General features: G+C 74.3%; 22 protein-coding genes. 7 read left to right on the top strand and 15 right to left on the bottom strand.

Annotated elements, in window-relative coordinates:
- Position 1 precedes the first annotated feature (1 nt).
- Genes ACI1MP_RS28690 through ACI1MP_RS28680 form a run of 3 tightly spaced genes read right to left on the bottom strand, consistent with a single transcriptional unit; the run spans position 2 to position 2,522 of the window.
- Positions 2-970, bottom strand: a complete 969-nt coding sequence (locus ACI1MP_RS28690; RefSeq protein ID WP_404869791.1) for an NADPH:quinone oxidoreductase family protein — start codon at positions 968-970, stop codon at positions 2-4.
- Positions 967-1,770, bottom strand: a complete 804-nt coding sequence (locus ACI1MP_RS28685) for an SDR family oxidoreductase (protein ID WP_404869790.1) — start codon at positions 1,768-1,770, stop codon at positions 967-969. The genes ACI1MP_RS28690 and ACI1MP_RS28685 overlap by 4 nt, the downstream gene beginning before the upstream one ends.
- Positions 1,767-2,522, bottom strand: coding sequence for an SDR family oxidoreductase (locus ACI1MP_RS28680; protein ID WP_100586818.1), 756 nt, complete (start codon positions 2,520-2,522; stop codon positions 1,767-1,769). Before ACI1MP_RS28680 ends, ACI1MP_RS28685 begins: the two co-directional genes overlap by 4 nt.
- 169 nt (positions 2,523-2,691) lie before the next feature.
- On the opposite strand from ACI1MP_RS28680, the gene ACI1MP_RS28675 reads away from it, so the two are divergent.
- Together ACI1MP_RS28675 and ACI1MP_RS28670 are read left to right on the top strand one after the other, a co-directional pair.
- Complete coding sequence (locus tag ACI1MP_RS28675; RefSeq protein WP_404869789.1) at positions 2,692-3,318, top strand: TetR/AcrR family transcriptional regulator; 627 nt, start codon at positions 2,692-2,694, stop codon at positions 3,316-3,318.
- A 77-nt stretch (positions 3,319-3,395) separates the two neighbouring features.
- Entirely contained in the window at positions 3,396-4,169 is a 774-nt protein-coding gene (locus ACI1MP_RS28670) for a DUF2470 domain-containing protein (protein WP_404869788.1), read from the top strand.
- Positions 4,170-4,280: 111 nt separating this feature from the next.
- Here the strand turns inward: ACI1MP_RS28670 and ACI1MP_RS28665 are convergent, their stop codons facing one another.
- Complete coding sequence (locus ACI1MP_RS28665; protein WP_404869787.1) at positions 4,281-5,054, bottom strand: VOC family protein; 774 nt, start codon at positions 5,052-5,054, stop codon at positions 4,281-4,283.
- A 346-nt stretch (positions 5,055-5,400) separates the two neighbouring features.
- Here ACI1MP_RS28665 and ACI1MP_RS28660 point away from each other — a divergent pair, with 346 nt between their 5' ends.
- Positions 5,401-6,606, top strand: coding sequence for an NAD(P)/FAD-dependent oxidoreductase (locus tag ACI1MP_RS28660; protein WP_404869786.1), 1,206 nt, complete (start codon positions 5,401-5,403; stop codon positions 6,604-6,606).
- Positions 6,607-6,635: 29 nt separating this feature from the next.
- Here the strand turns inward: ACI1MP_RS28660 and ACI1MP_RS28655 are convergent, their stop codons facing one another.
- From ACI1MP_RS28655 to ACI1MP_RS28635, 5 genes are all read right to left on the bottom strand, one after another.
- Positions 6,636-6,881: a DUF1876 domain-containing protein gene (locus ACI1MP_RS28655; protein ID WP_043913131.1), complete on the bottom strand. Its 246-nt coding sequence runs from the start codon at positions 6,879-6,881 to the stop codon at positions 6,636-6,638.
- 31 nt (positions 6,882-6,912) lie between these two features.
- Positions 6,913-7,083: a hypothetical protein gene (locus tag ACI1MP_RS28650; protein ID WP_157815602.1), complete on the bottom strand. Its 171-nt coding sequence runs from the start codon at positions 7,081-7,083 to the stop codon at positions 6,913-6,915.
- Positions 7,084-7,164: 81 nt separating this feature from the next.
- Positions 7,165-7,878 carry an anti-sigma factor family protein gene (locus ACI1MP_RS28645; RefSeq protein ID WP_380336755.1) on the bottom strand — a complete coding sequence of 238 codons (714 nt, stop codon included), beginning with the start codon at positions 7,876-7,878 and terminating at the stop codon, positions 7,165-7,167.
- Positions 7,875-8,363, bottom strand: a complete 489-nt coding sequence (locus ACI1MP_RS28640; RefSeq protein ID WP_198520529.1) for a sigma-70 family RNA polymerase sigma factor — start codon at positions 8,361-8,363, stop codon at positions 7,875-7,877. Before ACI1MP_RS28640 ends, ACI1MP_RS28645 begins: the two co-directional genes overlap by 4 nt.
- A gap of 339 nt (positions 8,364-8,702) precedes the next feature.
- The gene (locus ACI1MP_RS28635; protein ID WP_380336758.1) at positions 8,703-9,254 is read right to left on the bottom strand and encodes a hypothetical protein; all 552 of its coding nucleotides are present in this window, start codon (positions 9,252-9,254) and stop codon (positions 8,703-8,705) included.
- Between the two features lie 227 nt (positions 9,255-9,481).
- On the opposite strand from ACI1MP_RS28635, the gene trxA reads away from it, so the two are divergent.
- Positions 9,482-9,862, top strand: coding sequence for a thioredoxin (gene trxA / locus ACI1MP_RS28630; RefSeq protein ID WP_043913135.1), 381 nt, complete (start codon positions 9,482-9,484; stop codon positions 9,860-9,862).
- 269 nt (positions 9,863-10,131) lie between these two features.
- On the opposite strand, the gene ACI1MP_RS28625 is transcribed toward trxA, so the two are convergent.
- The gene (locus ACI1MP_RS28625; protein ID WP_404869785.1) at positions 10,132-10,887 is read right to left on the bottom strand and encodes a pirin family protein; all 756 of its coding nucleotides are present in this window, start codon (positions 10,885-10,887) and stop codon (positions 10,132-10,134) included.
- Positions 10,888-11,051: 164 nt separating this feature from the next.
- On the opposite strand from ACI1MP_RS28625, the gene ACI1MP_RS28620 reads away from it, so the two are divergent.
- Positions 11,052-12,146: a WD40/YVTN/BNR-like repeat-containing protein gene (locus ACI1MP_RS28620; RefSeq protein WP_404869784.1), complete on the top strand. Its 1,095-nt coding sequence runs from the start codon at positions 11,052-11,054 to the stop codon at positions 12,144-12,146.
- Between the two features lie 27 nt (positions 12,147-12,173).
- Here the strand turns inward: ACI1MP_RS28620 and ACI1MP_RS28615 are convergent, their stop codons facing one another.
- Complete coding sequence (locus tag ACI1MP_RS28615) at positions 12,174-12,638, bottom strand: MarR family winged helix-turn-helix transcriptional regulator (RefSeq protein ID WP_380336765.1); 465 nt, start codon at positions 12,636-12,638, stop codon at positions 12,174-12,176.
- 124 nt (positions 12,639-12,762) lie between these two features.
- Here ACI1MP_RS28615 and ACI1MP_RS28610 point away from each other — a divergent pair, with 124 nt between their 5' ends.
- Positions 12,763-13,545: a dioxygenase gene (locus ACI1MP_RS28610; RefSeq protein ID WP_380336768.1), complete on the top strand. Its 783-nt coding sequence runs from the start codon at positions 12,763-12,765 to the stop codon at positions 13,543-13,545.
- A 115-nt stretch (positions 13,546-13,660) separates the two neighbouring features.
- On the opposite strand, the gene ACI1MP_RS28605 is transcribed toward ACI1MP_RS28610, so the two are convergent.
- Positions 13,661-14,302, bottom strand: coding sequence for an NAD(P)-dependent oxidoreductase (locus ACI1MP_RS28605; RefSeq protein WP_380336771.1), 642 nt, complete (start codon positions 14,300-14,302; stop codon positions 13,661-13,663).
- Positions 14,303-14,559: 257 nt separating this feature from the next.
- Between ACI1MP_RS28605 and ACI1MP_RS28600 the strand changes: the two genes are divergently transcribed.
- Positions 14,560-15,342: a TIGR03084 family metal-binding protein gene (locus tag ACI1MP_RS28600; protein ID WP_380336774.1), complete on the top strand. Its 783-nt coding sequence runs from the start codon at positions 14,560-14,562 to the stop codon at positions 15,340-15,342.
- Between the two features lie 12 nt (positions 15,343-15,354).
- Here ACI1MP_RS28600 and ACI1MP_RS28595 read toward each other — a convergent pair whose 3' ends face one another.
- The 3 genes from ACI1MP_RS28595 to ACI1MP_RS28585 form a co-directional block, all read right to left on the bottom strand.
- Complete coding sequence (locus ACI1MP_RS28595) at positions 15,355-15,825, bottom strand: hypothetical protein (RefSeq protein ID WP_380336777.1); 471 nt, start codon at positions 15,823-15,825, stop codon at positions 15,355-15,357.
- A 92-nt stretch (positions 15,826-15,917) separates the two neighbouring features.
- Positions 15,918-16,424: a hypothetical protein gene (locus ACI1MP_RS28590; protein ID WP_404869783.1), complete on the bottom strand. Its 507-nt coding sequence runs from the start codon at positions 16,422-16,424 to the stop codon at positions 15,918-15,920.
- A 67-nt stretch (positions 16,425-16,491) separates the two neighbouring features.
- The gene (locus ACI1MP_RS28585; RefSeq protein ID WP_404869782.1) at positions 16,492-19,695 is read right to left on the bottom strand and encodes an error-prone DNA polymerase; all 3,204 of its coding nucleotides are present in this window, start codon (positions 19,693-19,695) and stop codon (positions 16,492-16,494) included.
- Positions 19,696-19,701 lie beyond the last annotated feature (6 nt).

Raw genomic sequence — 19,701 nt, 5'->3', positions numbered from 1 at the left:
GTCACGGCACGACGACGATCCGGCCGGTGCTGGCGCCGGTGGCGACCCGGTGGACGGCGTCGGCGGCGCCGGACAGCGGAACGCGGTCGGAGATCAGCGGGCGGACCACCCCGGCGGCGGCCAGGGCGGTCAGCGCGTCGTGGCAGTCCCGGACGGCCCCCGGGTCCTTGGCCACGTACAGGCCCCAATGCAGGCCCAGCACCGAGTAGTTCTTCACCAGGGCGTGGCCCAGCTGCGGGGCGGGGATCTCACCGGAGGCGAAGCCGACCACCACGATCCGGCCCTCGAAGGCGATGCACTTGGTGGAGCCGGTGTAGGCGCTGCCGCCGACCGGGTCGAAGACCACGTCGGCGCCGCGGCCCCCGGTGGCGGCCCTGACCGCGGCCGCGAAGTCCTCGGACTTCCGGTCGACCACCAGGTCGGCTCCCAACTTCCGCGCCACGTCGGCCTTTTCTGCGCCGCCGACCACGGCGATCACGAACGCCCCGGCGGCCTTGCCGAGTTGCACGGCCGCGCTGCCGACGCCGCCGGCCGCGGCGTGCACCAGCAGCGTCTCGCCGGACGCCAGGCGGGCCCGGCGGTGCAGCGCGAACCAGGCAGTCTGGTAGGCGATCAGCAGGGCGGCCGCCTCGGCGTCGTCCAGGCTGTCGGGGGCGGGCTGTGCGCCGGCGGCGTCCGTCAGCGCGTACTCGGCGAACGCCCCGGCGGGCAACGCGGCGGTGCCGATCAGGCGTTCACCGGCGCGCGGGCCCTCGACCACCTCGCCGCAGAGCTCCACGCCCGGCGTGTACGGCAGCGGCGGGCGCACCTGGTAGCGGCCCGCCGCCATCAGCGCGTCCGGGAAGTTGACGGCCGCGGCCCGGACTCGGACCAGCAGCTGCCCCTCGCCCGGGACGGGGCGGTCGGCATCCTCCACGAGCTTCATCACGTCCAGCGGGGCGCCGAGTTCGGCGATCTGCCAGGCTCTCATCGGGTCTCCTGTCGGGCCTCGATCTGCCGCTGGAGCCGGTTCATGCCGTGCAGCCAGCGGTCGGGGGCGGTGGCGCGGGCCGCGTAGTAGTCGGCGACCTCGGGGTGCGGCAGGATCAGGAACTCGCCCGCCGCCATGCCGCGCAGGGCGGCCTCGGCCACCTCGGCGGGCTCGATCGCGGTGGGCGCGAGCAGCACCTGCCCGTGCTCGCCGGTGTCGTCCAGCATCCTGGTCCGCACGCCCTGCGGGCACAGCGCGTGCACCTGGACGCCGCGGTGCCGGTACGTCGCGGACAGCCACTCGGCGTAGGCCAGCGCAGCGTGCTTGGTGACGGCGTACGGAGCGGAGCCGAGCATGGTGAGCAGCCCGGCGGCGGAGACGGTGGCCAGGAACCGGCCGCTGCCGCGCTCCAGCCAGTCGGGGAGCAGCAGTTCGCTCGCCCGGACGTGGCCGAGCACGTTGACCTGCCAGGCCTGTTCCCAGGCGGCCGGCGCGGCGTCGGGGCCGCCGGTGGTGGCGACGCCCGCGTTGGCGCAGTACAGGTCGACGGCGCCGAGGTGGGCGCGGGCGGCGCCGATCAACGCGGCGACGCCCTCGGCGCTCGCGGCGTCGCCGGGGACGGCGTGCGCGCCGAGTTCGGCGGCGACGGCGTGCGCGGCGTCCGGGTCGAGGTCGTTGACCACGACCCGGGCGCCGGCCTCGGTCAGCGCCCGGGCGAGCGCCGCGCCGATGCCGTGGCCGGCGCCGGTGACGACCGCGCCGATGCCGGCCGCGTCGAAGGCGGGTCGGCCGTCCGTCACAGCCCGCCGCCGAGGGTGACGCCGCCGTCCACCACCAGGGTCTGGCCGGTGATCCAGCCGGCGTCCTCGGAGAGCAGGAAGGCGACCGCACCCGACACGTCCTCGGGCAGGCCGAGGCGGCCGAGCGGGTAGGCGCGGGCGACCTTCTCCTCGCGGCCCTCGAACAGGGCTTCGGCGAAACGGGTCTTGACCACGCCGGGGGCGACCGCGTTGACCCGGATGTCGGGGCCGAGTTCGGAGGCGAGTTCCATGGTGAGCCGCATCAGCGCGGCCTTGGAGACGCCGTACATGCCGATGCCGTTGGAGGCGCGGATGCCCGCGATGGAGGCGACGTTGACCACCGCGCCGCCGTGCTCGGCCATCCAGGCGGCGTGCGCGCGGCGGGTCCAGGCCAGCGGGGCGAGCACGTTGACGGCGAGGATCTTCGCGGCGGCGACCGGGTCGGTGTCCAGGATCGGGCCGTAGATCGGGTTGATGCCGGTGTTGTTGACCAGCAGGTCGAACCGGCCGAAGGTCTCCATCACCCGGGTGACGGTCTCCTCCTGGTGCGCGGCGTCGTCGGACTTGCCGGCCACCGCCAACGCGTGGTCGGGGCCGCCGAGTTCGCGCACCGCCTCGTCCAGGGTCTGCTGCGTGCGGGCGGTGATGCAGACCTTGGCGCCGCGCTGCACCAGTTCGCGCGCGATGCCGAGGCCGATGCCGCGGCTCGCTCCGGTGACCACCGCCACCTTGCCCTTGAACGACACTGTCATCGCCGTACCTCTCGGATGTGCTGCCAGGGATGGTTCCGCTTGCCTCGCGCCGCCGCCACCCCGCGTCGAGGGGGATGACTAAGCGCTTGCTTAGCATCTTGGCGGCGGGCGACACTGTCAACAGCCCACCCGCCCGGACCGGCCCGAACCGTCTGCGAGGATTGCCCCCATGAACGACCCAGCGACCGCCGCACTGTGGCCCGGGGAGCGCACCGAGGCAGCGCGGCGGCTGCTGCTGGCCGCCGTGGACTCCTTCGCCCGCCGCGGCTACCACGCCACCACCACCCGGGACATCGCCACCGCCGCCGGCATGAGCCCCGCCGCGCTGTACATCCACTACCCCTCCAAGGCCGCCCTGCTCGCCGAGATCTCCCGCACCGGCCACCGGGCGACGCTGGACCTGGTGGAGCAGGCCGAGGCCTCCGCCGCCGACCCGGTCGCGCAGATGCGCACCCTGGCCGAGTCGTTCACCACCTGGCACGCCCGCGGCCACACGGTCGGACGGATCGTCAACCACGAGCTGCACGCACTGCCCGAGGAGGACTTCGCGGCCGTTGCCGAACTGCGCATCCGGATCGAGGAGACGGTGCTGCGGATCATCGCGCGCGGGGTGGCGGAAAACGTCTTCCAGGTGCCCGACCAGCGGACCGCGGCCCGCGCCGTCACCTCGCTGGGCATCGACGTCTCGCGCTGGTACACCGAGCGCAGCAGCGAGTCCCCGGAGGAACTGGGCCGCCGCTACGGGCAGCTGGTGCTGCGCATGCTGGGCGCGCCGGCCGCCGCGATCGACGGCTGAGCCGCCGCGCGCCCGCTGGACGCTCGACCTCCGATTGACTTAGGTTAGCCTCACCTAAGTCAATCAGGAGGCTCTCCGTGCTGCCCCAGCCCGCCCGCCGCTCGCCCTCCCCCACCGCCGCCGAACGGGCCCGCACCCTGCTGGAGTTCGGCTCCTCCGCCGTCCTGGACATCCGCGGCGCCGACCTCACCGCCCGCCCCGGCCTGCCCCCGCAGGTCCGCTGCACGCTGCGGCCGGACGGCTCGGTGGCCGTCCTGGTCGGCCGCGAGTCCGCCCTGCACCGGATCGCCGCCCTGGCCCGCACCCCCCTCACCGCCGAACTCGACTGCGTGGACGTCGCCCCCGTCGCCGTGCTGCACCGCATCCGCGGCCGGCTCCAGGCACAGGGCCTGCTCACCCGCGCCCTCGGCGAGACCCCGCCCACCGGCGAGGGCGTGCTGCTCCGCCTGGACATCGACCACCTGGCGCTGGACGACCTCTGGGGCGCCGAGTGCTGCCTCGACCCGGCCGAGCTGGCCGCCGCCGACGCCGACCCGGTCGCCGCCGAGGAGACCCGGCTGCTCCAGCACCTGGCCACCGCCCACACCGACCAGCTCCTGCTGCTCGGCACCCGGGCCCTGGACCGCCCCGACGGCCCGCCGTTCCCCGCCGGGCGGCTCCGCGACGCCCGCCCGATCGCCCTCGACCGCCGCGGGCTGCGCCTGCGCCTGCTCGGCGCCGACCCCGCCGCCGTGCTCGACGCCCGCTTCGACTTCCACCACCCCGTCGACCGCCCCGACGACCTCCCCGAAGCCATGCACCGCCTGTTCGCCCACGCCACCGCGCCCGCCACCCGCGTCACCGACCGCTGAAGGCGCTCGGGCGTCCGGATGGAGGGCGTCCCCCGCAAGGGCGGTGCGCCGACGTACCCGGCCCGGTCCTCCGCTGCGGGTTCGTCCGGACCGGCGCCCGCTCCCCCGCCGTCAGCGAGGCGCGGTCAGGATCGAGAACCGCCCGCCCTCGGGGTCGGCGAGGCGGGCGACGCGACCGTACGGGGAGTCGGCGGGGCCGTCGAGGACGCGGCCGCCGAGGGCGGTGACGCGGTGGGCGGCGGCGTCGGCGTCGGCGACCGCGAAGAAGACCTCCCAGTGCGGGGCGAGGTCGTGGGCGAGCCGGAGGGCGGCCACGCTGTGGCCCCCGGAGCGCAGCACGACGCGTTCGTCCTCGTAGCGGACCTCGAACTCCGACGGGTCGCGACCGTCCCAGCGGAACACCTCGCCGTAGAACAGCGCGGCGGCGAACGGGTCGGCGGTGCGCAGCTCGATCCAGGCGGGCGCACCGGGGGCGGTCATCCAGGTGTCCTCGCCGGGCTCGCCCTCCCAGATGCCGAAGGTCGCCCCGAACGGGTCGGCGGCCAGCGCCACCCGGCCCGCGTCGAACGCCAGCGGGCCGACCGCGAGCGTGCCGCCGCGTTCGCGGACGCCGTCGGCGGCGCGGTCGGCGCTCTCGATCCCGAAGTAGGTGGTCCAGGCGACCGGGCGTTCCCAGGCGGCGTCCAACTGGCTGAGCCCGGCGACCTCGACGCCGTCGACGGTGGCCCGCACGTACGGGCCCCAGCGGTCCGGCCCCGGGACGAACTCCCAACCCAGCAGCGGCCCGTAGAACCCCTGCGCGGCGTCCATGTCACGGACCGTCAGCCCCGCCCAGCACGGCACCGCCGGCACGCACCGCACCGTGGCCGTCCGCTCCACCACCATCCCTCGGACTCCCTTCACCACTGCCCCGACCGCCCGGCCGGACCCGCGACCCAGCCTAGGCCGACCCCCCACCCGAACCCCGTTGCGCCTCGCGGACGAACCCCCACGACCTGCGACTCCCCCGCGCCCGGCCGAACCGCAACCACCACCGGCGCGGGTCCCCTGCCGGGAGCGGAGCGATGCCGTGGTCCGGAAGCCCAATCGCTCTGTCACCCCCTCAATTCACTCCCCTCCTGCCGACTCCCCACCCCAGCCCAACCACAGCCACCACCGGCGCGGGTCCCCCTGCCGGAGGCGTCGCGGTGCCATGGTCTGGGGGAGTCGGACGGCGGGAAGGAGATTGGGCATGGACACCGGAATCGTGGTTGTCGGAGCGAGTCTGGCCGGGGCGAAGGCGGCCGAGGCGCTGCGCGCGGAGGGCTACGCGGGGCCGATCACCCTGGTCGGGGACGAGCACGAGCGGCCGTACGAGCGGCCGCCGCTCTCCAAGGGGTACCTGCTCGGGAAGGAGGAGCGGGAGAAGATCTACGTCCATCCGGCCGGCTGGTACGAGGAGCACGGGGTCACGCTCCGGCTGGGCGTCGCGGCCACCGCGATCGACCCGGCCGCGCACACCATCGCGCTGGCGGGCGGCGACCGGCTGCCGTACTCGAAGTTGCTGCTGGCCACCGGATCCTCGCCGCGCCGGCTGCCCGTACCGGGCGGGGACGGGGAGTTCGTGCAGACCTTGCGGCGGGTCGGCGACAGTGAGCGGTTGCGGGCGGCGTTCCGACCCGGGGCCCGGGTGGTGATCGTCGGGGCGGGCTGGATCGGCCTGGAGGCGGCGGCCGCGGCCCGCACGGCCGGGGCGGAGGTGACGGTGCTGGAGGCCGCCGAGCTGCCGCTGCTGCGCGTGCTGGGCCGGGAGGTCGCGCAGGTCTTCGCGGATCTGCACCGCGCGCACGGCGTGGACCTGCGGTTCGGCGCCGAGGTCGAGGAGCTGAAGCCGGACGGCGTGCGGCTGGGCGACGGCAGCACGGTGCCCGCCGACGTACTGCTGGTGGGTGTCGGCATCAGCCCGAACACGGCGCTCGCCGAGCACGCCGGGCTGACCGTCGAGAACGGCGTCCGCACGGACCAGCACCTGGCGACCTCGCACCCCGACGTCTTCGCGGCGGGCGACGTGGCAAACGCTTTCCATCCGCTGTTCGGAAAGCCGATCCGGGTCGAGCACTGGGCGAACGCGCTCAACCAGCCGGCCGTCGCCGCGGCGGCGATGCTCGGCAAGGACGCCGTGTACGACCGGGTGCCGTACTTCTTCACCGACCAGTACGACCTGGGCATGGAGTACACCGGCTACGCGGAGCCCGGCGGCTACGACCGGGTGGTGTTCCGCGGGGATGTCGCGGGGCGGGAGTTCATCGCGTTCTGGCTGTCCGGCGCCAAGGTGCTGGCCGGCATGAACGTCAACGTCTGGGACGTGACCGACCCCATTCGTGAACTGGTCCGCTCCGGGCGCGAGGTGGACCCGGAGCGGTTGGCGGACCCGACGGTGCCGTTGACCGCGATCTGACGCCCCGTCAGGTCGACTGTCCAGGCGGGTCAGTCGGGCTGCCCGACCTCCTTGTGGGCCTTGGTGAGCAGTTGCATGGCGAGGTCGTTGAGGGCGCGGGCCCCGGCGACCTCCTCGCCGACCCGCAGTTGCGGGCTGTCGGAGTGGTGGCGGGTGGAGTAGCCGTGTGCGCGCAACTCCGATCCGTCACCGAGCCGGACCATGGCGGCGGCTCTGGTGCGGTTGCCGTCCTCCTGGAACTCCATTTCGATGTGCCATCCGACCAGTGTCTTCATGGCCACCACCTCCCGGGTGGGTACTGGGTGTTCAGCTGCTTTCCGGCTGGTTCGCCGCAGTGGCTCGGTCGCCGGCGGCCGGTTCGCAGTCCTCGCGGCCGGTCTCGGTGTGCACCACCCGGATCGGGTGGTGCGGGTCGTCGATGTGGATGACCTGCTGCGGCTGGCCGCAGCGCGGGCAGAGCAGGGGAATCGGGTGCATCTCGGCCGTCCACGCGCCCCGCGGCGGGTCACTCCCGGGCCCGCGTGGCCTCCTCACCCCCAGTGTGCCGCGCCGGAGTGCTCACCGCCGGGCGAGCTGGACGGGGTGGGCGGGCACGGCGACCAGGACCGTGGCGCCCGACCGCACCTCGAAGCGGGCGATCGCCGACGGGGCCAGTCCGGTGCCGCCGCCGGTGCGCAGCTCGGTGTGGCCGCCGTAGTCGGTGGCGGGGACGGCCCAGCTGGTGACGGTCTGCTGCGTGCCGTCCGTGCCGACGGCGACCAGGGTGCAACTCTGCGGCCCCGACAGGTGGCCGACGACGACGGTGATCCGGCTGCCCCAGGCGGCGGGGTCGACGCCGACCGTGGCGGACACTCCGGTGGCCCGGTCGGTGGCGCTGAACTGCTGCGCCGCGACGGCCACTTGCGGCCCTTCGGTGAGCGCCCAGGTGACCGCGGGCCCGCCCAGCGCGAGGATCGCCGCCACCGCGGCCAGCACCAGCCGCCGCACCTTGGCGCGCCGCCGTTCGGCCACCACCTGCCCGGCCAGCCGGTCCAGCAGTTCGGGCGGCGGCCCGTCCGGCTCCGCGACCGCGGTGGCGCCCTGCGGGCTCGCGGCGGGCGCGAGTTCGGCGAGCAGCGCGGTGACGGGGGCGAGCCGCGCGGCCTCGGCGGTGCAGCGCGGGCAGTGGGCGAGGTGTTCGGCGAACCGGGCCTCCTGCTCGGGTTCGAGCACGCCGAGCAGGTGGGCGGCGAGGTCGCCGTGCGGACCGAGGTCGTCGTGGGGGGTGGTCATGGCGTCACTCCCCGTTCCTCCAGGGCGAGCCGGAGGGCTCGCAGGGCGTAGTAGAGCCGGGACCGGACGGTGCCGGGCGGGACGCCGAGGACGGCGGCGGCCTCGGTGGCGGTGCGGCCGCGCAGGTAGGTCTCGGTGATCGCGCCGCGGTGCGCCTCGGACAGCGAGTCGAGCGCGTCGGTGAGGGTCATCAGCCGCAGCACGCGGTCGAGTTCGTCCTCGGCGGGGAGCCGTTCCAGTTCGCCGTCGGGGACTTCGCGGGGCCGGGCGCTCCGGCCGCGCCGGTCGTCGATGACGATCCGCCGGGCCACGGTGGCCAGCCAGGGCCGCAGGCTGTTGCGGTCGGTGTCGAGCCGGTCGAGGTGCCGCCAGGCGCGGACCAGGGTCTCCTGGACGACGTCCTCGGCGCGCTGGCGGTCGCCGCCGACCAGGTGCAGCACCATCCCGTACAGCGGGCGGGCGTGCTCCCGGTACAGGGCGCGCATCAGCCGGTCCTCGGCGGCGGGGCCGCCGGTGTGTCCGGCGGTCGGCGCGGTGGCGGCGCCGTCGTCGTGACCGGTGGTACGGGGGTGCTCGGCCACGGCGCCATCCTCGCGCGGGTGCGCGCACGGGTCGATCGGGGACGGCGGGTGCGCGGCCCGCGGCTGCGGGGCGCGCGGCCGGCGGTGTGCGGTGCGGGCCGGGCCGGGGTTCTCAAGTCCGGCCCGGCCGGTGTCGATAACCGTGGCGGGGGTGCGGCGCGGGCGCCCGCGCCGCACTCCTTCGGCTCCGGCTGTCATCCGCTCGTCCATGGCGCACCGGCTCCGTCGGCACCGCGCGGCCGGTCAGTAGCCGCCGCCGGACGGCATGCTCGGCGCGGTGCCGGCCATCGCCTTGTCGCCGGTCGGGGTGGTCGCCCACCAGGTGCCGCCGACGCCCTGGCCGTTGGTCTGGCCGGGCTTGGTGTCGGGGGCGTAGCGGTACAACGGCCAGCCGTTCAGGGTGACTTGATGGGTGCCGTCGGGGCGGGTGACGGTGGAGACCAGCTTGGCGTCGATGCCCTTGAGGACGGGCGCGCCGCTGCCGGTGGTGAGTTCGGGCGGCCAGAGGGTGGCGCAGTCGCCGGTGCAGTGCGTGGCCGACGGGTTGTTGGTGTCCTGGTCGAAGCGGTACAGGGTGAACCCCTGCCCGTCGGTGACCAGGGTGCCGAGGGTGCCGTTGTGCTCGGTCATCAGCGTGGCCTGGGTCTGGCTGCCGCTGTGCATGGTGGAGGACGAACTGCTGCCGCCGCCGCTGCTGCTGCCGCAGCCGGCGATCAGGGCGGCGGCAGCCAGGGCACCGGCGGCGAACATGGTGACGCGGCGGCCGTTGGGGGCCGTTCGGCCGGTGGTGGTCATGGCGGGCTCCCGTCCGGGAGGGTGCGGGTCGGCCGGACCACCGGGATGCCGGGGTTTCCGGGCCCGGGGTTCGACCGGTTCGCCCGGGGGTACGTACGGCGGGTCCGGAACGTTCAGTGGAAGTCGGGCGCCCGGAATAGTTCCCCAGGTGGCGGGGTTGTGACGGCCGTGGGTCCGAGACCGGGCCCGCTCCGGAGATACCCGGCTGTGAAAGGCAGGTGGCAGCGATGAGCACGGTGGAACTGACCAAGGACAACTTCGACGAGGTGGTCCAGGGTGAGGACGGCAAGGGCTTCGTCCTGATCGATTTCTGGGCGGCCTGGTGCGGTCCCTGCCGCCAGTTCGCGCCGGTCTTCGAGCGGGCCGCCGAGAAGCACACGGACATCACCTTCGCGAAGGTCGACACCGAGGCGCAGCAGGAGCTGGCGGCCGCGTTCGAGATCCGGTCGATCCCGACGCTGGCGATCATTCGCGAGGGCGTCCTGGTCTTCGCCCAGCCGGGCGCGCTCCCCGAGGCGGCCCTGGAAGACCTGATCGGCCAGGCCCGCAAGCTCGACATGGCGGAGGTGCACGCGGGCGTCGAGGCCCAGAAGGCCTCGCAGAACTGACGTGCACCGCAGGCCGGTTGACGGCATGACGGCACGAAAGGGGCACCGGGATTCCTCCCGGTGCCCCTTCGTCGTGCCCGTTCGTCGCACCCGCGCAGCCGTCGTGCCCGCGCAGCGACCGCTTGACGACCGCACCCGTACGACGGCCGTTTCCGTTCAACGACCGCTCCCGCACAGCCACCGCTCCCGCACAGCCACCGTTTCCGGGCAGCACGGAGGCCCGCCGGGCGGCTCGGAGGCCGCACGACGGGCCTGGGGGGTGTCCCGACTCAGTCGAGGGTGGCGTTCATCTCCCACTGGAGCAGCTCGGCCCCGTCCGGTCCGGCGGTCACCCGCTGGCCCTCGGCGCCGGTGATGCGCAGCGCGTCGCCCTCGTGCAGCAGGCCGGCGCCTTCGACGGCGGCCTCGCCGCGGGCCACGTAGAGGTGGACGAACGGGGCGGTGGCGAGTTCCAGCGTCTCGTTCGGGCGGATGCGTGCGACGTGCAGCGCGGCGTGCTTCTGCCGGATGCCGATCGCCCGCTGGTTGGAGTGCTTGCCCATGCCGGACGCGAGGGTGGTCCAACCGCCTTGGCCGAGCTGGTCGTTGATGTCGAGCTGCTCGTAGCCGGGGACGATGCCGGCGGCGTCCGGGATGGTCCACATCTGGATGAAGCGGACCGGCTCCTGGTGCTGCGGCTCGCCGGTGATGGTCCAGGAGTCGTTCTTCTCACTGTGCAGGATGCCGGTGCCGGCGCTCATCCGCTGGGCGAGCCCGGGGTAGATGACGCCGTTGTGGCCCTCGGAGTCCTGGTGGACCAGGCCGCCGTCGAGCACCCAGGTGATGATCTCCATGTCCCGGTGGGGGTGGGTCTCGAAGCCGGTGCCGGGGGCGACGATGTCGTCGTTGGAGACCAGCAGCAGGCCGAAGTGGGTGTTGGCCGGGTCCCAGTGGTGCGAGAACGAGAAGGAGTGCTTGGAGTCCAGCCAGCCGGCGCGGGTGTGGAAGCGCTGGTCGGCGCGGCGCAGGTCGATCGTGGATGCCATCGGGTCCTCCTTCGTCGGGGCTTTGTTGAATTGTAAACCATCACCCTCCTCCACGCATTCCCCGACACCCCGGCCGGCCGTCGCGGCGCGCTGCCGTGCACCCGTCCGACCCCCGGGGGAGACTGCTGCGGGACCGCGCACAACCGAGTTCCGGGTGGTTCACGATGAGCGACGTACGGGATGTCCTGCTGGCCGTCGGCACGCAGAAGGGCCTCTTCCTGGGCCGCAGTTCGGGCCGCGAGAAGTGGGAGTTCAGCGGCCCGCACTTCCAGATGAACGCGATCTACTCGGTGGGCATCGACCGCCGGGGCGGGCGGACCCGGCTGCTGGTCGCGGCGGACAGCAGCCACTGGGGGCCGTCGGTGTGGTGGTCCGACGACCTGGGCGCCGAGTGGCAGGAGCCGTCGAAGCCGGCGGTGCGCTTCCCCGAGCGGACGGGCGCCTCGCTGGAGCGGGTGTGGCAGCTGCAGCCGGCCGGCCCGGAGGCGCCCGGCGTGGTGTACGCGGGCACCGAACCGGCCGCGCTGTTCCGCTCCACCGACGGCGGCGAGAGCTTCACCATGGTCGACGCGCTCTGGGACCACCCGCAGCGCGAGCACTGGGGCGCCGGCTTCGGCGGCCAGGGCATGCACACCGTCCTGACCGACCCGCGCGACCCGGACGCGCTGACGGTGGCGGTCTCCTCCGGCGGCGTCTACCGCACCGCCGACGGCGGGCGCAGCTGGGAGCCGTCCAACACCGGCATCAAGGCCGACTTCCTGCCGGACCGCTTCCCCGAGTACGGCCAGTGCGTGCACAAGATCGCCCGGGACGCGACCGATCCCGACCGGCTCTACCTGCAGAACCACGGCGGGGTGTACCGCAGCGACGACGCCGGCCGGACCTGGAAGTCGATCGCCGGCGACCTGCCCGCCGACTTCGGCTTCGGCGTGGCCGCCCACCCGCACACCTCGGGCACCGCGTACCTGTTCCCGCTGGACGCCGACTACGCCCGGCTGCCCGTGGACCGCCGCTGCCGGGTCTTCCGCACCACCGACGCGGGCGAGACCTGGCAGCCGCTGGAGACCGGCCTGCCGCACGAGAACCACTACGGCGTCGTCCTGCGCGACGCCCTGTGCACCGACGACGCCGACCCGGCGGGCGTCTACTTCGGCAACCGCAACGGCGAGGTGTACGGCTCGGCGGACGGCGGCGAGAGCTGGTCACTGCTCACCTCGCACCTGCCGGACGTGCTCTGCGTCCGCGCCGCAGCGATCTGACGCCGCACTCGGGCGCGGCCGGCCGGTTCAGGCGTCGGCGGCGCGCAGGCGGTCGGCGACGGCGCCGAGACTCGCCGCCAGGGCGGCCAGCTGCTCCGGGGTGAGCACGTCGATCAGCGTCTCGCGGACGGCGGCGACGTGCCCCGGGGCGGCGGCCCGCAGCGCCTGCCGCCCCTGCTCGGTGAGTTCGGCGAACACGCCGCGCACGTCGCTGGCGCAGGAGCGGCGGCCGACCAGTCCGGCCTTCTCCAGCTGGGTGACCTGGTAGGTCAGGCCGCTCTTGGAGGTGACCAGCCGGTCGGCCAGGTCGGTCATCCGCAGCGAGCCGTCGGGGGCGGCGGACAGGTGCACCAGGATCTCGTACTGGGTGTGCGACAGCCCCGCGTCGTCCTTGAGCTGGCGCTCCAGTCGGCGGGCGACCAGGTTGGTGGCCTCGACGAATCCGCGCCAGGCGGCCATCTCGGTCTCGTCGAGCCAACGGGGTTCGTCCATGCTCCGCATCCTACTCCGGTTGTTCAAATTTGAACCGAGGTGTACCGTCGAAAGCGTTCGGTTCAAATTTGAACCACGGCTGCGACCGCACCGGAACGCCGGACCACGCCAGGAGGACGGACCCATGAGCACCGCCACCCCCGAGCGCATGCCCGCTCTCTACCTCTCGCACGGCGCACCCCCGCTCGCCGACGACCCGATCTGGCCCGGCCAGCTCGCCGCCTGGTCCGCCGACCTGCCCCGCCCCAAGGCGATCCTGATGGTCTCCGCGCACTGGGAGGAGGCCCCGCTGGCGATCGGCGCGGTGCGGACCATCCCCCTGGTGTACGACTTCTGGGGCTTCCCCGAGCACTACTACCAGGTGCGGTACGCCGCCCCGGGCGCGCCCGAACTCGCCGACTCCGTCCGCAAGTTGCTGCGCACCGCCGGAACCCCCGTGCAGGACGTGCCGGACCGCGGCCTGGACCACGGCGCGTACGTCCCGCTGGTCGAGATGTACCCCGGCGCGGACATCCCCGTCCTGCAGGTCTCGCTCCCCACCCTCGACCCGGAGCAGCTGCTGGCCATCGGCCGCAAGCTCGCCCCGCTGCGCGACGAGGGCGTGCTGATCGTCGGCTCCGGCTTCTTCACCCACAACCTGCGCGCCCTCTCCCCCGACGGCCGGGTCACCTCCATGATGGCCGAGTTCGACGACTGGGGCCGCCGCGCCCTGGAGGCCCGCGACCTCGACGCCCTGCTCGACTTCGAGCACAAGGCCCCCGCCGGCCGCCTCGCCCACCCCCGCACCGAGCACTTCGCCCCGCTCTTCGTCACCCTCGGCGCGGGCGAGGCCGACCTCGGCGAACAGCGCAGCGTCATCGACGGCTTCTGGATGGGCCTCGCCAAGCGCTCGATCCAGCTCGGCTGACGGTCCGTCACCCCCTCCGGCATCATGGCTCGCCGGAGGGGGCACCGTGATCGACGACCGAACGCCGCGTGGCTCCGGGCGCGCCACTGCCTGCTGCCCATCGCCCCGCCGGGCTTCAGTAGCCGCAGGTGAAGCGCTCGCCGTGGTGGCGGGGCGTCTCCAGTTCGTCCACCAGGGCGGTCGCGAAGTCCGGCAGCGAGATGGTGGACAGGCCGTCCGGGGTGGCGACCAGTTCGTCGGCGGCGGTGCGGTAGTCGCCGGTGCGCTCGCCCGGCAGCAGGCTCTGCGGCGGGCTGAGCACCGTCCAGTCCAGGTCGCTGACGGTGCGCAGGTACTCCAGTGCGCGGCCGTGCGCCCGCATCACCTCCAGCTGGCGGGGCGTCACCGACGGCTCGTCCCACAGCCTCGCCCCGGCCGAGGTGGTCAGGCTGCCCGCGCTTCCGACCACCAGCAACCTCGGTGCGCTGTCGCCGAGTTGACGCAGCCCCGCGACCAGCGCGTGCGCCGCCGGCTCGATCAGCCGCCCCCGGCCCGGGCCGTCCCCGCCGCCGACCGCACTCACCAACGCCTCGGCCCCCGCCGCGACCCGCGCCACGTCCGCCGGCTCCAGCACGTCCCCGCGCTCCACGCTGATCGCCAGCCCCTGGTACTCCTCCGGCCGCCGCACCACCGCCGTCACCCGGTGCCCCCGCGCCATCGCCTCGGTCACCACGCACCGACCGATCTCCCCGTTGGCCCCGACCACCACCACCCGCATACCGGACCGACCTCCCACTCCGACCGCCTGACGCCTCATCAGAACACGTCGGCCGGACCCGAGCCACCGAGAGCCGCTGCGCGGGGCGGGTCGCGACCGCGGTGGTTCCGTCGGTCCGCTCGAACGGCGGAAGCGAATCCGTCGAGTGGCCGCGCGAGGCGGGGCCGGGCGGCAGGCCGTGCTGTGCGAGGGATCACTGGTGCGGCCCGGGGGTGGTGGGGTAAGGGTGGGGGCATCGACGGCGAGAGGGGTGGCGGGTGGACGGGCTGGTGGCGGACCTGGTGGCCGAGGGGGAGGAACTGGACTTCCTGGTCAAGGACTTGGACGAGGCCGGATGGGCGATGGAGACGCCGGCGGTGGGGTGGACGGTGGCCCATCAGGTGTCGCACCTGGCCTGGACGGACCGGTGCGCGCTGTCGTCCGCGCAGGACCCGGAGGGGTTCGCGGCCACGGTGGAGCGGGATTTCGCGGACGGGTTCGGGCCGGTGGAGCTGGGTGCGGCGGAAGGGGTCGGTGAGGAGCCGGCCGCGCTGCTGAAGCGCTGGCGGGCGGGGCGGTCGGAGGTGGCGCGGGTGCTGGCGGAGGTGCCGGCCGAGGTGCGGATGCCGTGGTTCGGGCCGCCGATGAAGGCACGGTCGATGCTGACGGCCCGGCTGATGGAGACCTGGGCGCACGGGCAGGACGTCGCGGACGCGCTCGGCGTGGACCGCGTCCCGACCGACCGTCTGCGGCACGTCGTCCACCTGGGCGTCCGCACCGTCGGCTTCGCGTTCGCCGTCCACGGCCGGCCCGCACCGACCTCCCCCTTCCGCTTCGAACTCCGCTCCCCCACAGGACAGTTGTGGACGTGGGGCGAGGAGGACGCCGCCGACCGGGTGTCCGGCCCGGCGCTGGACTTCTGCCTGCTGATCACCCAGCGCCGCCACCTCGACGACCTCGCCCTGACCGTCGAAGGCGACACCGCCCGCGCCTGGCTGCCGTACGCCCAGGTGTTCGCGGGGCCGCCCGGCGAGGGGCGCGGGCCCCTGCGCCGCGCCTGACCGCGGGGCCGGTCAGCGGATCTTGAGGCAGGGAGCCTGCCCGGGCATCGACGTGTAGTGGCCGGTCTCCTCGCCGTTCCCGACGCTGAGGAAGGCGACCTGGTGCGGGCCGTCGAGGCCGTAGCCGAGTTCGGTGATGCGCAGGCACAGGGCCAGGGTTTGGTCGGGGGTGGTGTCGGGCGTGACGGTGACCGTGACGGCGTTCTGGCCGCCCTCCTGGACGTCCGCCGCGGGCGGGGTGTGGGAGTAGGCACCGTGGTCGATGTGCGGCAGGCAGCGGATCTCGTCCGGCAACGGGGCCACCCAGCCGCCCAGCCAGCTCTCGGTGGGGCTGGGCGCCGCGCTGCAGGCGGGTCCGGGCCCGGCGGAGGTGGGCGCGGCGGCCTGCGGCGCGGTGGCGGTGGTGGTGCAGCCGACAACCGCGAACGCGGCTGCGGCTGCGGCTGCGGCTGCGGCAAGGACGGTGACGAGCCGTCTGGACATGATCTCCTCCTGGTTCGGGCATCACCGCACCGACCTTGGCAAACGCTTTCCGCACGCGCCCGCGGGGCCGCCCGCGAGGGGGGTGGAAGCCGCTACGGCAGGGCCGGTCGGAGGGTCGACCGGTCCCCGTCGAAGCAGGCGGGGTCGCCGCCGGGCTCCGACACGTAGTGGCCCGCCCCGCTGACGGTGAGCAGGGTGATGTCGTGCGACCCGCCGAGGCCGTACCCGAGGTCGGTGAGGCGGTGGCACAGGGCCCGGGCCTGGTCGGGAGTGGTGCCGTCCGCGACGCGGACCTCGACGGCGTTCCACTCCTTGCCATCGACGACCATCTCGCCCGCCATGTGGGCGAGGGTGCCGTCGGCCACGTGCGGCAGGCAGCGGATCTCCGCCGGGAGCGGGCCCCGCCAGCTGCCCGCCCAGCCGCCCTCCATGCTCACGGTGGGGCTGGGCGCCGCGCTGCAGGCGGGCCCCGGGCCGGCGGTGTCGGCCGGGGCGGCGTGCGCGGTCGGCCCGGTCGCCGGGCCCGGGTGGCCGGTGGCGGTGCAGCCGACGGCGGCGAAGGCGGCCACGGCGAGGGCCGCGGCGAGGCGTCCGGACATGCTCCCCCTTGGTCGAGGCCACACCGTACCGTCCGCCGCGGGCCGCGCGACGAGAATTTCGTTGGCGTCAGATCCCCAGCCGCAGCGGCGCGATCCGGGTGGCGATCAAGTTCGTCGCGCCGTGGGTGCGTTCGACGGTGCCGTGGACGAGCAGGCCGGCGCGTTCCAGGACGGTGCGGCGGTGGGCCTCCCAGACGGGGCGGTTGCAGATGACGTTGATCAGGCCGGTCTCGTCCTCCAGGCTGAGGAAGAGGACGCCGCCCGCGGTGGGCGGGCGTTGGCGGTGGGTGACCAGGGCGCCGACCACGACGGGGGTGCCGGGCGGGACGTGCCGGAGCTGCGCGGCGGTGACGGCGCCGGACCGGTGCAGGGCCTCGCGCAGGTGCTGGACGGGGTGGCTGGTGGCGGAGCTGCCGGTGGCCCACAGGTCGGCTATGGTCTCCTCGATCGGGGTCATCGCGGGCAGCGGCGGGGCGTCGGCGCCGGGGAGGGTGCCGGGCAGCGAGTCGGAGTCGGTGGCGGCGTACAGGCCGGCCGACCAGAGGGCCTGACGGCGGCTCAGTCCGAAGCAGGAGAACGCGCCGGCGGTGGCGAGGGCCTCCATCAGGGGCCGGGGCAGCGCGGTGCGGCGGGCGAAGTCCTCCAGGTCGGCGTAGGGGCGCCCGGCGGCGATGGTCTCGGCCTGGGCCCGGCCGAGGCCGCGCACCGAGGTGAGGCCCAGCCGGATCGCGGCCTGCGGTGTCCCGGCGGTGAGGGGGTGCGGGTAGGACGGGTGCCGCCCGGGTTCCAGCGTCGGCCCCGGGTCGCTGACCGCGACGTCCACGGCGCGCACCCGTACGCCGTGCCGGCGGACGTCGGTGATCAGGCTGAGCGGGGAGTAGAAGCCCATCGGCTGGTTGGCGAGCAGCGCGCAGGTGAACGCCGCCGGGTGGTGGTACTTGAGCCAGGCGCTGGCCCACACCAGGTAGGCGAAGCTGATCGCGTGCGACTCGGGGAAGCCGTAGCTGGAGAACGCCTCGATCTTGGTGTAGACGTCCTCGGCGGTCTCCGCGGGGATGCCGCGTTCGGCCATGCCCTCCAGCAGGCGGGTGCGCAGCACGGCGACCCGTTCCAGGGAGCGTTTGGCGCCCATCGCCTGGCGCAGCCGGTCGGCCTCGTCGGGGCTGAACCCGGCGCAGTCGATGGCGAGTTGCATCATCTGTTCCTGGAACAGCGGGACGCCGAGGGTCTTGGCGAGGGCGCGCTCCATGCTGGGGTGCGGGATCTCGGCGGGTTCGACGCCGTCGCGGCGGCGCAGGTAGGGGTGGACGGAGCCGCCCTGGATCGGGCCGGGGCGGATCAGCGCGACCTCGACCACCAGGTCGTAGAAGTGCTTCGGCTTGAGCCGGGGCAGGGTGGCCATCTGGGCGCGCGACTCGACCTGGAAGACGCCGACGGTGTCGGCCCGGCAGAGCATCTCGTAGACCTTGGGGTCGTGTTGGGGGATGCTCGCGAGGTCGAGCCGCTCGCCGTAGTGCTGTTCGATCAGGTCGCAGGCGTCGTGCAGGGCGGCGAGCATGCCGAGGCCGAGCAGGTCGATCTTGACCAGTCCGGCGCCGGCGGTGGAGTCCTTGTCCCACTGCAGGACGGAGCGGCCGGGCATCCGGGCCCATTCGGTGGGGCAGATCTCCCCGACAGGCTCCCGGGTGAGCACCATGCCGCCCGAGTGGATTCCCAAGTGGCGCGGCAGGCCGTGGAGTTGGCTGCCGAGGTCGAGGACGTCGGCGGGGATGACGGCGTCGTCCTGGACGGTGCCGTGGAACTCGACCTGCCGGGTGAAGGCGTCCACCTGCTCGGCGGGGTAGCCGAGCGCCCGGGCGGCGTCGCGCAGTGCGAGCCGGGGCCGGTAGGTGATGACGTTGGCGACCTGGGCGGCGTGGGCGCGGCCGTAGCGCCCGTACACGTACTGGATGACCTCCTCGCGGCGGCGGTTCTCGATGTCGAGGTCGATGTCGGGCGGCCCGTCGCGGGCCACGCTGAGGAAGCGTTCGAACAGCAGGCCGTAGGCGACGGGGTCGACGGCGGTGATGCCGAGGGCGTAGCAGACCGCGGAGTTGGCGGCGGAGCCGCGGCCCTGGCACCAGATGTTCTCGCGGCGGCAGAAGTCGACGATGTCGTGGACGATCAGGAAGTACCCGGCGAGGTCGCGGGTCTCGATCACGTCGAGCTCACGGGCGAGTTGGCGGCGGGCCCGGTCGTTGTCGGGGCCGAAGCGCCGCGGTCCGGCCTTGGCGACCAGGGCGCGCAGGTAGCTGCTCTCGGTGTGGCCGTCGGGGACGGGGTAGCCGGGCAGTTGCGGGTCGAGGGTGGCGAAGTCGAAGGCGCAGGCCCGGGCGAGGTCGACGGTGGCCTGCTGGACGCCGGGGAACCTGCGCAGCCGGTTCGCCATCTCACGGCCGGAGCGCAGGTGCGCGGTGCCGGCGGCCATGGTGTACGGGGCGGCCTGTTCCAGGGTGCGGCGTTCGTGCAGCGCGGCCAGGGTCTGGGCGAGCCGGCCCTGCGCGGGCGCGGCGTGGTGGACGTTGTTGGTGGCGACCAGCGGAAGCGCGGTGCGGGCAGCCAGCGCGGCGAGCCGGTCGTTGCGCAGGTCGTCGCCGGGCAGCCGGTGGTCGGTCAGCTCGACGTACACGTTCTGCGGCCCGAACGCCTCGGTGAGGGTGCGGAGTTGCTGTTCGGCGGCGTCCTCGCCGGCGGTCTCCAGGGCGTGCCGGACCCGGCCGCGGCGGCAGCCGGAGAGCACCGCCCAGTGGCCGTGGTGGGCGTCGGCGAGTTCGTCGAACGCGTAGCGCGGGTTGTTCTTGGCGCCGCCGCGCAGCTGGGCGGCGCTGATCGCGGCGGACAGCCGCCGGTAGCCCTCCGGGTCGCGGGCCAGCACCAGCAGGTGGTCGTCCGGGCCGAGGGTGAGTTCGGCGCCGAACACGGTGCGGATGCCGGTGCCCCTGGCGGCCTCGGCCAGCCGGACCGCTCCGTAGAACCCGTCGTGGTCGGTGATCGCCACCGTCTCGATGCCCAACGCGGCTGCCTCGTCGAGCAGTTGCTCCGGGTCGCTGGCGCCGTCGAGGAAGCTGAACGCCGAGTGGACGTGCAGTTCGGCCCACGGGACGGCGTCCTTCGGCGGCGCGGGCCTGGGGCGTTCGGGCTCCTCGGGGGCGGGCGGGACGGCGGCGCCCGCGCCGGTCATTCGGCGCTGCAGCTCCGTCCAGGGGAGCGAGGGGTGGCTGGTGAATCCCATCGCGGG

Origin of the sequence: Kitasatospora griseola (assembly GCF_044999035.1) — a bacterium.
Lineage (GTDB): Bacteria > Actinomycetota > Actinomycetes > Streptomycetales > Streptomycetaceae > Kitasatospora > Kitasatospora griseola.
This window is presented reverse-complemented; position numbering and strand designations above follow the sequence as displayed.